Origin of the sequence: Rhizobium skierniewicense Ch11 (genome assembly GCF_023757665.1) — a bacterium.
Classification (GTDB): domain Bacteria; phylum Pseudomonadota; class Alphaproteobacteria; order Rhizobiales; family Rhizobiaceae; genus Agrobacterium; species Agrobacterium skierniewicense.
The window spans coordinates 98,557-110,277 of the sequence record NZ_RXPG01000001.1 but is presented as its reverse complement, the minus strand read 5'-3'; the positions used below and the strand labels follow the sequence as shown (position 1 = coordinate 110,277).

At 57.8% G+C, this 11,721-nt stretch carries 14 protein-coding genes; 8 read left to right on the top strand and 6 right to left on the bottom strand.

What is annotated here, in order from left to right:
- Positions 1–27 precede the first annotated feature (27 nt).
- On the bottom strand, positions 28–645 hold the full coding sequence (locus EKM04_RS00540) for a J domain-containing protein (protein WP_183894633.1): 618 nt from the start codon (positions 643–645) through the stop codon (positions 28–30).
- A gap of 113 nt (positions 646–758) precedes the next feature.
- On the opposite strand from EKM04_RS00540, the gene EKM04_RS00535 reads away from it, so the two are divergent.
- Positions 759–1,040: a BolA family protein gene (locus tag EKM04_RS00535; RefSeq protein ID WP_183894631.1), complete on the top strand. Its 282-nt coding sequence runs from the start codon at positions 759–761 to the stop codon at positions 1,038–1,040.
- A 15-nt stretch (positions 1,041–1,055) separates the two neighbouring features.
- On the opposite strand, the gene aroB is transcribed toward EKM04_RS00535, so the two are convergent.
- On the bottom strand, positions 1,056–2,189 hold the full coding sequence (gene aroB / locus EKM04_RS00530) for a 3-dehydroquinate synthase (protein WP_174156029.1): 1,134 nt from the start codon (positions 2,187–2,189) through the stop codon (positions 1,056–1,058).
- A 4-nt stretch (positions 2,190–2,193) separates the two neighbouring features.
- The gene (locus EKM04_RS00525; protein ID WP_183894629.1) at positions 2,194–2,790 is read right to left on the bottom strand and encodes a shikimate kinase; all 597 of its coding nucleotides are present in this window, start codon (positions 2,788–2,790) and stop codon (positions 2,194–2,196) included.
- 171 nt (positions 2,791–2,961) lie between these two features.
- On the opposite strand from EKM04_RS00525, the gene EKM04_RS00520 reads away from it, so the two are divergent.
- The 6 genes from EKM04_RS00520 (at position 2,962) to EKM04_RS00495 (ending at position 8,272) form a co-directional block, all read left to right on the top strand.
- Positions 2,962–3,114 carry a hypothetical protein gene (locus tag EKM04_RS00520; RefSeq protein WP_174156027.1) on the top strand — a complete coding sequence of 51 codons (153 nt, stop codon included), beginning with the start codon at positions 2,962–2,964 and terminating at the stop codon, positions 3,112–3,114.
- Positions 3,115–3,134: 20 nt separating this feature from the next.
- A complete protein-coding gene (locus EKM04_RS00515; protein ID WP_183894627.1) occupies positions 3,135–4,088 on the top strand; it encodes a site-specific tyrosine recombinase XerD in 954 nt (317 codons plus the stop codon).
- Positions 4,089–4,151: 63 nt separating this feature from the next.
- Positions 4,152–5,105, top strand: coding sequence for an acetyl-CoA carboxylase carboxyltransferase subunit alpha (locus EKM04_RS00510; protein ID WP_174156025.1), 954 nt, complete (start codon positions 4,152–4,154; stop codon positions 5,103–5,105).
- A 230-nt stretch (positions 5,106–5,335) separates the two neighbouring features.
- Positions 5,336–6,790, top strand: coding sequence for a sensor histidine kinase (locus tag EKM04_RS00505; RefSeq protein ID WP_183894625.1), 1,455 nt, complete (start codon positions 5,336–5,338; stop codon positions 6,788–6,790).
- Entirely contained in the window at positions 6,787–7,224 is a 438-nt protein-coding gene (locus EKM04_RS00500; RefSeq protein ID WP_174156024.1) for a response regulator, read from the top strand. The genes EKM04_RS00505 and EKM04_RS00500 overlap by 4 nt, the downstream gene beginning before the upstream one ends.
- A 7-nt stretch (positions 7,225–7,231) precedes the next feature.
- On the top strand, positions 7,232–8,272 hold the full coding sequence (locus EKM04_RS00495) for a histidine kinase dimerization/phosphoacceptor domain -containing protein (RefSeq protein WP_183894623.1): 1,041 nt from the start codon (positions 7,232–7,234) through the stop codon (positions 8,270–8,272).
- Between the two features lie 17 nt (positions 8,273–8,289).
- On the opposite strand, the gene EKM04_RS00490 is transcribed toward EKM04_RS00495, so the two are convergent.
- The 3 genes from EKM04_RS00490 to EKM04_RS00480 all read right to left on the bottom strand — a co-directional run bounded on the left by EKM04_RS00490 (position 8,290) and on the right by EKM04_RS00480 (position 11,052).
- Positions 8,290–9,051, bottom strand: coding sequence for a L,D-transpeptidase (locus EKM04_RS00490; RefSeq protein WP_183894621.1), 762 nt, complete (start codon positions 9,049–9,051; stop codon positions 8,290–8,292).
- Positions 9,052–9,077: 26 nt separating this feature from the next.
- Entirely contained in the window at positions 9,078–10,082 is a 1,005-nt protein-coding gene (locus EKM04_RS00485) for a L,D-transpeptidase family protein (protein ID WP_183895073.1), read from the bottom strand.
- A 193-nt stretch (positions 10,083–10,275) separates the two neighbouring features.
- The gene (locus EKM04_RS00480) at positions 10,276–11,052 is read right to left on the bottom strand and encodes an SDR family oxidoreductase (protein ID WP_174156021.1); all 777 of its coding nucleotides are present in this window, start codon (positions 11,050–11,052) and stop codon (positions 10,276–10,278) included.
- 96 nt (positions 11,053–11,148) lie between these two features.
- Between EKM04_RS00480 and EKM04_RS00475 the strand changes: the two genes are divergently transcribed.
- Complete coding sequence (locus tag EKM04_RS00475; protein ID WP_183894619.1) at positions 11,149–11,700, top strand: DNA-3-methyladenine glycosylase; 552 nt, start codon at positions 11,149–11,151, stop codon at positions 11,698–11,700.
- Positions 11,701–11,721 lie beyond the last annotated feature (21 nt).

Here is an 11,721-nt window from a genome sequence, read left to right as displayed (position 1 = left end):
ATCTATCAGGCGGTCACAGGAAAGGACTTAGCAGAAACCAGATTGCTTTAACAATTGGTAGGCTTGAATAACAGCCCGAAAACGATCTTCCGAACCACGATCACCACCATTAGCATCAGGATGATGCTTTTTGACAAGCTCCTTGTAGCTGCGTTTGATCTGTTCCTGCGTTGCATTGATGCTCAACCCCAAGGTATCGAAGGCCTTCTGCTCCAGTGTCTTGAGCTTGCGGGCCTGCTGATAACGCGGGCCACCCGAGCGCCCCTGGCCTGCAAAGCCGAAAGGGTCGCGAATGCGCGCATTCGCCGCGCCCGAGCGCAGCGTCGAATGCAGGGGGCTATCGCTGGCTGTCTTGTTGACGCCGACCGTCCAGGTGGGGCGATGGCCGGTAATGGCCTCTTTCTGGTACCGCGCGATCTCGCTATCGGAGAGGCCAGAAAAATAGTTGTAGCCCTTGTTGTAGTCCTTCACATGCTCGAAACAGAACATGAAGAACTGCCCCTCGGCATTGCGGCCGACGGGTGCGCGATGGACGCCCGGCTTGTCACACCCGTCCCACTGACAGGTCGGTGCCTTGATTTCAGGCTCCGGATCCCGTCTGCGGCGTGTGCGAATGCGGTCGAAATATTTCGAATCCAGTTTCATGGTATCCTAATTATGGGACGCGAAAACGCGCCAAACAAGAATTGACAAAGTGGAATGTTGCAGGCTTCTAGAGAGCCCCTTCGACGCGCAAGACTGATTTGGAGACCGAAACGATGGCCCTGCGAGAGCGTATAGAAAACAAGCTCAACGAGACGTTTTCGCCAATCCGGCTGAATGTTATCGATGAAAGTCACCTGCATGCAGGCCACCAGCCAGATATGACTGGCGCAGGCGAGACACATATGCGGGTCCAGATCGTCTCGGAAAGCTTTTCCGGCAAGTCACGGGTGGACCGCCACCGCGCCATCAATGCGCTGCTGAAGCCAGAACTCGATGCCGGACTTCACGCGCTCGCGATCGACGTGGCGGCACCGGGTGAAGCGACCCGGTTCTAACCGTGTCCAAGGCTTTCAGCCAGGGTGCTTTTCGCTGAGGAAAGACTGCACTTCGGATGCGGCAACATCATCGGCCACGAAGGATTGTCCGACGCCGTGGGTGAGGATGAAGGTGAGCTTGCCGCCCTTGACTTTCTTGTCCTGCGCGATCGCCGACATCAACGTCTCGACTGGCGGCAGTTGTCCTGGAATATCCTTCATCGTCGTCGGCAGGCCAACCGCCGTCAGATGCGCCTCGACACGGGCGGCATCATCAGGACTTGCAAGATTGAGGCGGGCGGAAAACTGGTGGGCGAGCACCATGCCGATGGCGACACCTTCGCCGTGGACGAGACGTTTGCTGTCGTATTCCGTCGCCGCTTCCAGTGCGTGACCGAAGGTGTGACCGAGGTTGAGCAATGCGCGAACGCCATTTTCCTTTTCGTCTGCCACCACCACATCGGCCTTGGCCTGGCAGCTCGTCGCAATCGCCTGAATGCGGGCCGGACCACCCTTCAAAACGTCTTGCCAGTTCTTTTCCAGCCAGGCAAAGAAATCAGGCTTGTCGATGAGCCCATATTTGACGACCTCGGCGTAGCCGGCGCGAAACTCACGCGGGCTCAGCGTATCCAGCACCGCCGTATCGGCCAACACCAGATCCGGCTGGTGGAAGACCCCGACGAGGTTCTTGCCATGGCGCGTGTTGATGCCGGTCTTGCCGCCCACGGACGAATCGACCTGCGCCAGAAGCGAGGTCGGTATCTGCACGAAGCGCACACCGCGACGCACGATGCCCGCGGCAAAGCCCGTGAGATCGCCGATAACGCCGCCACCCAGCGCAATCACGGCATCGTTGCGTTCGATCCGCGCTGACAGCACCGTGTCGCAAACCGTCATCAGATGCTCAAAACTCTTGGTCTTTTCACCAGCGGGCAAAGTCAGCGACACGGCCTCGATACCATCGGTCTGGAGACCGTCCATCAGCGCTTCGAGATAGAGCGGCGCGACATGTTCATCCGTGATAATGGCGGCGCGCCTGCCCTTGAGGCGTGAGGAAATCTCGCCACCGGCACGTGCCACCAGACCTGGACCAATCAGAATGTCGTAGGCACGTTCGCCCAGGGGCACGTGAACGAGGCGTTCGTCTGTAGAGAGGTCGTCGAATGTCATGGGATCAGGCCTTAAGTTCCGTACTGGCAATGGCTTCCAGTACCTCCTTCACGATGATGTCCTTGCGAACATCCCGCGATTCGATGGTTATGTCGGCTTCCTGATAGATCGGATACCGTCGTTCCATGAGTGCCAGTAACGTGGCCTTGGGGTTTTCGGTCTTCAGAAGCGGACGATGCTCGCGCTTGCTGACCCGCTCCCACAGGACCTCGATATCCGCTTTCAGCCACATGGAAATGCCGCCACGTTTGATATGCCTGCGCGTATTGTCATTGACAAACGCGCCGCCCCCGGTCGACACGACTTTCGGGCCGCCGCGCAGCAGGCGCTTGATCACACGCATTTCCAGCGCGCGGAACTCGTCTTCCCCGTAAGAAGCAAACAGTTCGGAGATCGTCATGCGCGATACGCGTTCGATTTCGGAGTCGGTATCAACGAAAGGAATTTTGAGCTGCTGGGCAACGAGCCTCCCGATGGCGGATTTTCCAGCGCCCATCAAGCCGACGAAAATCACGTTGCGTCTTCCAAGCTTTGCCCGGGCTTTCTCGCCGATAGTCTTGTCACCCAAACCAGAGTGAGGAGTCGTGCTGGTTTCGCTCATGAATGATGGCCCGTTTGGCATCGGTATCTGCAAATGTTTACCAAGCGTCAAGCCTAATTGCGCCTAATGGAAAGAGAATCGCCTCGGAGACGCGTTTCAAGGTCACGGCATCGGTCTTGCCGTTGATCCATGCGCATCTCATATACTGCAAGAGACCTGCCCGGAGTATCCATGCCAACTCTTTTCCGCTTCATTTTTGTTCTGGCTGCCATTGCGGGCATCATCTATGGCGGCATGATTTCGCTGGTCATGCTGGTGCAACCGCGCGAGCGCGAGGTGACGGTGCGCATACCCTCCGAAAAGCTGAACCCGCCCACACCATGATGACAGGGAAACACGCCTGAATGGCTGGACAGGACACAGCACGGCTGGAGAGCTTTCTGGAGATGATGAGCGCCGAGCGGGGGGCCGCGTTCAACACGCTTGCATCCTATGAGCGCGATCTCAACGATCTCAGAGACTTTCTGGCACCGCGCCATACGCCTGTCGCCGATGCGGCGACGTCCGATCTGTCCGCTTATCTCGGCCACCTCTCGGCACAGGGCTTTGCCGCCTCGTCACAGGCGCGGCGACTGTCCTGCCTGCGGCAATTCTACAAATTCCTCTATTCGGAAGGGCTGCGGGGCGACGATCCGACGAGCATTCTGGCATCGCCCAAGAAGGGGCACACGCTTCCCAAGCTCATGAGCGTCGCCGATGTCTCCGCGCTTCTGTCGCAGGCGCAAAAGGAAGCGGAAACGGAAGGGGCCGGGCAATTGTCACGCATTCGCATGCATCTTTTGCTGGAGCTGCTCTACGCCACCGGCATGCGCGTGAGCGAGCTTGTTTCCCTGCCCGCGACGGTGTTGCGCCACGAGGGCCGGTTTTTGATGATCCGCGGCAAGGGTAACAAGGACCGGATGGTGCTTTTGTCGCGCACGGCGATGGAAGCGATGGACACCTACGACCAGGCCCGCAAGAAACTCGTACCCACAGCGGAGGGAAAGCCCGACAGTGTGTGGCTGTTTCCATCCAACGGGAAAGAGGGCCATCTGCCGCGGCAGGTGTTCGCGCGCGATCTGAAAGATATCGCCATCAGGGCCGGATTGACGCCCTCGGCCATCTCCCCGCATGTCATCCGGCATGCCTTTGCCAGCCATCTGTTACAGAATGGTGCAGACCTGCGCGCCGTGCAGGAATTGCTGGGCCATTCGGACATTTCCACGACACAAATCTATACACATGTGCTGGAAGAACGGTTGCAAGAGCTGGTACAAACGCACCACCCTCTTGCCAAACAGGCCAAAAACCTTGAATAGAGCGGTCGGAACCGCCGGGGTCACCCGGTCAAACCTTGCGCAAAACGATCGGAAACGGATCTCATGCACAGCTACCTCGACTTCGAAAAACCTATCTCGGACCTTGAAGGCAAAATTCTGGAGCTGAAAAAGCTCGCAGCCGAAGACGAGAGCATAGACACCTCGGAGGAGATCTCGCGTCTTGAATCCCGCGTTCGGGACGCAATGCTGGACATCTACTCCAAGCTGAACGCGTGGCAGAAGACGCAGGTCGCGCGCCATCCGCAGCGCCCGCACTTCGTGGATTATGCCAAGGCGCTGTTCACCGACTTCACGCCGCTTGCCGGCGACCGCAAATTTGCCGAGGACGCCGCCATCCAGGCTGGTCTCGGCCGCTTCAACGGCCAGCCCGTTGCGATCATCGGACAGGAAAAGGGCAACGACACGAAGTCGCGCCTCAAGCATAATTTCGGCAGCCCCCGCCCTGAAGGATACCGGAAGGCCATCCGCGTTCTGGAACTGGCCGACCGCTTCTCGCTGCCGGTTATCACGCTGATCGATACGGCAGGTGCCTACCCCGGTGTTGGCGCTGAAGAGCGCGGCCAGGCGGAAGCCATCGCCCGCTCCACCGAAATGTGCCTCAACGCGAAGGTTCCGATCATTTCCGTCGTGATCGGTGAGGGAGGCTCGGGCGGCGCGATTGCGATTGCCACCGGCAACCGCGTTCACATGCTGGAACACGCCATCTACTCGGTCATCTCGCCGGAAGGTGCGGCCTCCATTTTGTGGCGTGATTCGACCCGTGCCAAGGAAGCCGCCACCAATATGAAGATCACGTCGGATGATCTTAAAGCGCTGGGTGTGATCGATTCCATTATTCCAGAGCCGCTGGGTGGCGCACATCGCGACCCGGCAACCGTCATCGAAGCGACCGGCAAGACCATCGCGGCCGCATTGAAGGACCTCACGCCCCTGTCCGGCAGCCAGCTTCGTGCGGAGCGCCGCCAGAAATTCCTCGATATCGGCCGCAACCTCTAACACCGCCGCCGACACACCGAACAGGGCCCACCAGCAAGCAAAGCGGTGGGCTTTTTTTGTGAAACAGTTCAGCTTCGCGCCAGCGCGTTCGTCGATAAAAGCGAACAACTTAACCATTAATGCGGCAACGTCTTGCATATGGGATAGACGCTGGATACGTACGAACAAACTTAAAAGCTACGGGGTCTGGGTTGGCAAAACTATCTGCGTTCGTTAGGCGAACAATGATCATGTTCGGTTTGGGCGTCCTGCTGCTTGTCGGCATGGTTGCGACCTCGCTATGGCTTGTGCAGGCGAACAATAAATACTCGCAGGAAACCGCTGAACTGCGTCGTTTGCGCGCTTCCATTCTGGACGTCCTGACCGCGATACAGGATGCAGAAACGGGCCAGCGAGGCTACCTTCTGACCGGTGACGAGCGCTATCTCGCGCCCTATCAGGACGCGCTGAAGACCTTGGGTGAAAAACGGCAAAGGCTTGTCGAGCGTATCGGTAACAAAGCCGAATATCTCGACGATCTGCCCCAGTTCCAATCCAACCTCGACGCCAAAATGGCCGAGATCGGACGAGCTATTCAGTTGATGAACGACAACCGCACGTCCGATGCCATCGAGTTGGTGCGCAGCGATACCGGCCTTGCCTATATGCGTGATATCAGAGCCACGCTCGGTCGTTACCAGGAAACGGCCGACAACCGGCTGCGCATCATCGTCGCAGATCAATTGGCGGCCGCCGAAAATTTGCGGTGGGTGACCGTCATCGGCGCTATCGCCATCCTTGCCGTGCTGACCGGCGCTGTGGTGCTGATGATGAAATATATCCGCGAGCTCATGCGTTCGCGTGAAGAAGTAGACGAACTGAACAGGGGGCTGGAAGAGCGCGTCGACGAGCGCACCAGAGACCTTGTCCGCGCCAACCAGGAAATCCAGAAGTTCGCCTATATCGTGACGCATGATCTGCGGGCACCACTGGTCAACATCATGGGCTTTCTGTCTGAATTCGATGCGTCCTTGAAGCCCGTTCAGGCTTTCGTGCTGGCGGATGGCAAGCCGCTATCCGACAATGATGTGCGCGATGCCAGGCTGGCCGTGGAAGAAGACCTGCCGGAAGCCATGCGCTTCATCCGCTCTTCGACCCGCAAGATGGACCAATTGATCAACGCCATTCTCAAGATTTCGCGTGATGGCCGCCGAAAGCTGCAGGCCGAGAAGGTGGATCTGAAAGATTTGCTGATGACGGCGGGGGCAAGCGTGCAGCATCAGGTGAGCGCCGTCGGTGGGAAAATCGATGTGGACGTGCAGAGCTTCACGGTCGTGACCGACAGGATTTCGATCGACCAGATTCTCGGGAATCTGTTCGACAATGCCGTGAAATACCAGATGCCCGGTCGTCCCCTGGAATTGACCGCCCGTATTCTGCCGCAAGGGCGCGGTATCGTTCGCATTGACGTGAGCGATAATGGTCGCGGTGTGGCCGAAGACGATCTGGAACGCATTTTCGAGCTTTTCCGCCGCGCGGGAACGCAGGACCAGCAGGGGGAAGGCATTGGCCTCGCCCATGTTCGATCGCTCATCAGAAATTTAGGTGGAGACATTACTGTCGCGTCCGAGCTCGGCAAAGGAAGCACGTTTCACCTGACATTGCCGACAGATCTACGGAAAATAACGCGAGGGAACGACATATGAAAGCAACGGGACAAGAAGTCACGATCGTCATGATCGAAGACGACGAGGGGCACGCGCGCCTCATTGAAAAGAATGTGCGCCGCGCAGGTGTGAACAACAAGATCGTGCCGTTCACGCTCGGCCATGAGGCGCTGGATTTCATCCTGGGTCCTGAACGGGACGGTTTGGTCAGCAAGGACCGTTACCTGCTGATCCTGCTGGATCTCAATTTACCGGATACGTCGGGCATTAAAATTCTTGAAGCAATCAAAAACAATGAATACACCAAACGCCTTCCGGTTGTGGTACTGACGACGACAGATGACGAAACCGAGATCCAGAAATGCTATGATCTCGGCGCGAATGTCTATATTACCAAGCCAGTGGACTATGAGGGGTTTGCAACCGCCATCAGAAATCTCGGTCTTTTCTTCTCCGTAATTCAGGTCCCGTGAACGCTTAATGACTTTACGAATACTCTATGTTGATGACGATCCTACCCTTGCTAAGCTCGCCCAGCGCGTGCTGGGTCGGCATGACATAGACGTCATTCATGCGTCCTCCGTGTCTTCGGGCCTCGAAGAATTTCACGCCGGCACGTTCGATGCCGTGGTTCTGGACCATTATTTCCAGAACGGCACGGGCCTTCAGTTCCTCGCCGCAATCGGCGATGCCTGCCGGGTGATTCCGGTACTCTATGTGACCGGAGCCAGCGAGGCCCAGATTGCCATCGATGCGTTGAAAGCCGGTGCGGCCGACTATGTGATCAAGAATGTCGCAGACGATTTCTTCCCGCTTCTGCTGAATTCCATCCATCACGCCCTTGATAACTTCCAGCTTCGCCGGGAAAAGGAAGAGGCCGAGCGGCAGTTGGTGCAGGCGAAAGAGCGGGCCGAACTGATTTCCAAGGAAATGAACCACCGGATCGCCAACAGTCTCTCTCTTGTGTCAGCCATGATCCGCATGCAGCTGAACGCCGTGACGACGGCCGAGGCCCGCACCGCGCTTCTGGAAACGCAGAGCCGCATTTCCGCCATCGCCGGCGTTCATCGCAGCCTCTACACGGCCTACAATGTCGGCGAGGTCGAACTCGATTCCTATCTGTCGTCCATCATTCAGGATCTTGCCAAATCCGCCCGCGACAGCGAAAAAGTCCAGATCTCCACACAGATGGAAGCCGTCAAGGCCTCACCCGACCAGGCCGTGGCACTGGGCGTGATCGTGACCGAGTTGACAACCAACGCGTTGAAATATGCCTATCCCGGTGGTGTCGGCGAAATTCGCATTCTTCTGACGATGGACGGCAGTCTCGTGCGGCTCATTGTCGAAGACGATGGCGTCGGCATGGACAGTACCAATCCGCCCAAGGGTACCGGCCTTGGCACAAGGCTGATCTCTGCCATGGCGCAGAGCCTGAAGGCACAGCTCACCCAGTTTCCAACGCCATCATCCCAAGGCGCATCCGTTTGCGTCGAGTGGGAAGGAAACATTCCCTCCCACTGAGCCAAGCGCTTTTCCGCTCAATAATATGGGTCCGGGTAGGGCTGATCCTGCATGGGTGCCAAGCCCGGTGCCACGGCCATCGATTGCGATTGCGACGCACCCGCACCGGCCATGACGACAATCGGTGTGCCGTCGGGCACGCGGTTGTAAAGATCGATGATGTCCTGGTTCATCAACCGTACGCAGCCCGATGACACCGACTTACCGATGCTCCACCATTCCGGCGAACCGTGCAGACGATAGATCGTGTCCTGTCCGTCTTTGAAGATGTAGAGTGCACGAGCGCCGAGCGGGTTCTTGAGGCCCGGCTCCATACCGCCATTGGCAGCACTGTAAGGCACAAGTTCCGGCTGGCGCGCTACCATCTCGTCCGGCGGTGTCCAGCGCGGCCATTGGCGCTTGTACTGGATGACGCCCCTGCCCGACCATTCGAAACCGGCACGGCCGAGGCCGACGCCATAGCGCATGGCCTGATTGCCCTCATAGGTCAGGTAGAGAAAATGGTTGGCGGTATCCACCACGATGACACCAGGACGTTCGCCCGTGGGGTTATCCACCATCTGACGATAAAAGCGCGGGTCGATTTTTTCGTATGGGATGGCTGGCAGCGGGAACTGCTCATCCGGCTTCGGCCCATAAATTTCGGCATAGAACGGATCCGCGACAGGACGAACTGTCCGCTGCGTCACCTCGCGCGGCGTGGTGTTACATCCGGCAAGCGCCGTTATGGCCAATCCTCCGGTACCCAAGAGGAAAGACCTGCGCGTCGTATAGTCCATTTTCAATCGGTGTCCTTGTCAGTCTGTTATCGCGAGCCCGCAAAGGGGTCAGCGAGGGCCGCTTCCGGGCGGCTGATCGGGTATTTCGTGCCGGATACCTTTTCCGCCATGCTCTTTGCGCCATTGTTCTTCAAAATGGCGCGGAAGCTGGGATGCATGCCGCCATCGACATAAGAGTTGACTGCGCTGGAGGTTCCCTCGTTCAGTGCTGCAACGAGCTTTTGGTTCTCGGCACTCAGCTTGGCGGCTACGGCGGGTTCCGTCTGGTTGATAACTGCGGGACATGCCGCGAGCGGATCGGTAGGCTCCCCGCCAGAGAATTCACTGTTGAAGACATAGCGACGGCCACAGACGGAGACTTTCGGCTGACGTCTTGTCAGTTCGAAACTGTCATAGCCTTCCTTAAGGGTCTTCCAGAACGGGAAGTTCGGGTCATCCTTATAGGCCGCCATGTTCTTGGCCGTCATGCGAAACGGATAGGCCTGAACCTGGAACCTGTCTTGCCCGCCTTTGAGCGCTCGATCGACAATCGCATAGATTTCACCCACCTGCTGGTCCGTCATGGCGTAGCAACCCGACGAGGAACACGCGCCATGTACCATCAGCGCCTCGCCGGTATAGCCCATCGCGGATTCCAGCCGGTTCGGGTAGCCGAGATTGAACGACACATAAAACTGCGAATTCGGGTTCAGCATGCCTGCCGAGACATGGTAGAAACCTTCAGGTGCCTGCCTGTCACCGCTTTTGGTCTTGGGGCCGAGTTTACCCGACCAGCGGCACATGGGGTAAGTCTTGAACAGCGCGTAGTTGCCTGACTTGTCCACCTTCCACACTTCAAGTTCGCTCTCCTGCTTGAAGATGCGCACGAGCACGGGGCTTTCTGGCTTCATTCCCTTGGAGGCCATGGAGGCGGCGACTTTGGACGACAGCTTCGGCGGTTCCTTTGAGGCGGTATCGAAACCCATGGATGTGCATGCGGCCAAAGCGCCGCACAGCGCCGCCACCGATGCCACACGCACGGATGCGTCCATGAATTTCCGCAGCCTCACGGGAACCAACCCTAGAAGATCTGTATACGCCATAAAGAGTCTTGCCCGCCTTATTCATGGAAACCGTACATAAAGAAGTTGACCGGATGACGGCAACCACGTCGCGAGACAAAGCTTCGTGAATTTGCGTTACTGTTTCGTTAATCATACGAACACAAGGCTGTGACGGCGCAGATCAGACGAGCAGGCCTTGCCCGCCATCGATCCAGACCGGGCTACCGGTGATATGGCGCGATTTCGAGCCCGCCAGAAACACGACGAGATCGGCCACGTCCTCGCTGGTTCCCGGATGTCCCTTGGAAATGGGGATTTCGCCCTGTGGCCATTCGACGGGAATGGCCGTCTCTTCTCTATCGCGGATCTGCGTGTTGTCATCGATATCGGTTTCGATGGCGCCAGGGCAGACGGCATTGACGCGGATGCCATAACGGGCCAGTTCCAGCGCCAGCTGCTGTGCCATCGCCAGCTGTCCTGCCTTGGTCACGCTGTAGGCTGTGGCACCTGGCGAGGTGAAGGTTCTGGTGCCATTGATCGAGGAAACGATCACGATCGAACCGCCGTGCTTTTTGAGATGCGGCACGGTTTTGTGGATGGTGAGATAGGTACCGCGCAGGTTGACGCTCATGGTTTTGTCCCACTCGTCCGGCGTCAGGTCCTCAATGGGCGCCCACACGCCGTTGATGCCGGCATTGGCCACCACCACATCGATCCGACCGAAGTGGTCGACCAGCTTCACTGTCGCTTCATCCATCTGGGCTTCGTCCGAGACATCTGCCAGGAGCGCGACTGCCTTGAACCCTTGCGCGACAATATCATCGACAACCGCATCCAGCTCTTCTTTCGTGCGGCCGAGAACGCCGATGTGATAGCCTTCCCTGGCAAGCGCAAATGCGGATGCTCTGCCAATTCCGGAGCCCGCACCGGTGACCAGTGCAACTTTCCCATCGATCATGCTGTTCTCCTTGCGATCGGATATTCGACTATTGATGTCATCTCATCAAACCATAACAGCACTTTCTCCGTGTTGTTCCCTCACGCGCGAGCCCGCATGAACCTCCTTCCGCAGAGTTATTATCTGAGAGACGCCGTGACGGTCGCCAAAGACCTGATTGGCTGCGCATTTCGCGTGAACAATACGGGCGGGATCATCGTCGAAACCGAGGCCTATAGTCCCGACGATCCGGCATCGCACAGTTTCAATGGACCGACCCGACGCAACAGGACGATGTTCGGGCTCCACGGACACCTCTATGTCTACAGATCCTACGGACTGCACTGGTGCGCCAATATCGTTTGCACACCGGGTTCGGCGGTTCTGATCCGCGCCATCGAACCCACCCACGGTATCGACCTGATGAAACTGCGGCGCAACACCGATGACATTGCCAATCTTTGCTCGGGGCCGGGAAAACTGACGCAAGCGCTTGGGATCACGCAAGACATGGACGGTCTGCCCGTGACGAAAGAGCCCATCGCCGTTTCGCATGGCGCCGATATCATCTCGACAGTCACCGGCCAGCGCATCGGCATATCGAAAGGCGTGGAGCAGCCCTGGCGTTTCGGGCTGGCAGGCTCGCGATTTCTCAGCCGAAAATTCTAATCGGCATACATTCTCCGCAAT

Bases quoted from the DNA above. Each gene is read 5' to 3' on its own strand.
- EKM04_RS00540 (WP_183894633.1), bottom strand. From the start codon at position 645: ATGAAACTGGATTCGAAATATTTCGACCGCATTCGCACACGCCGCAGA.
- EKM04_RS00535 (WP_183894631.1), top strand. From the start codon at position 759: ATGGCCCTGCGAGAGCGTATAGAAAACAAGCTCAACGAGACGTTTTCG.
- aroB (WP_174156029.1), bottom strand. From the start codon at position 2,189: ATGACATTCGACGACCTCTCTACAGACGAACGCCTCGTTCACGTGCCC.
- EKM04_RS00525 (WP_183894629.1), bottom strand. From the start codon at position 2,790: ATGAGCGAAACCAGCACGACTCCTCACTCTGGTTTGGGTGACAAGACT.
- EKM04_RS00520 (WP_174156027.1), top strand. From the start codon at position 2,962: ATGCCAACTCTTTTCCGCTTCATTTTTGTTCTGGCTGCCATTGCGGGC.
- EKM04_RS00515 (WP_183894627.1), top strand. From the start codon at position 3,135: ATGGCTGGACAGGACACAGCACGGCTGGAGAGCTTTCTGGAGATGATG.
- EKM04_RS00510 (WP_174156025.1), top strand. From the start codon at position 4,152: ATGCACAGCTACCTCGACTTCGAAAAACCTATCTCGGACCTTGAAGGC.
- EKM04_RS00505 (WP_183894625.1), top strand. From the start codon at position 5,336: ATGTTCGGTTTGGGCGTCCTGCTGCTTGTCGGCATGGTTGCGACCTCG.
- EKM04_RS00500 (WP_174156024.1), top strand. From the start codon at position 6,787: ATGAAAGCAACGGGACAAGAAGTCACGATCGTCATGATCGAAGACGAC.
- EKM04_RS00495 (WP_183894623.1), top strand. From the start codon at position 7,232: ATGACTTTACGAATACTCTATGTTGATGACGATCCTACCCTTGCTAAG.
- EKM04_RS00490 (WP_183894621.1), bottom strand. From the start codon at position 9,051: ATGGACTATACGACGCGCAGGTCTTTCCTCTTGGGTACCGGAGGATTG.
- EKM04_RS00485 (WP_183895073.1), bottom strand. From the start codon at position 10,082: ATGGACGCATCCGTGCGTGTGGCATCGGTGGCGGCGCTGTGCGGCGCT.
- EKM04_RS00480 (WP_174156021.1), bottom strand. From the start codon at position 11,052: ATGATCGATGGGAAAGTTGCACTGGTCACCGGTGCGGGCTCCGGAATT.
- EKM04_RS00475 (WP_183894619.1), top strand. From the start codon at position 11,149: ATGAACCTCCTTCCGCAGAGTTATTATCTGAGAGACGCCGTGACGGTC.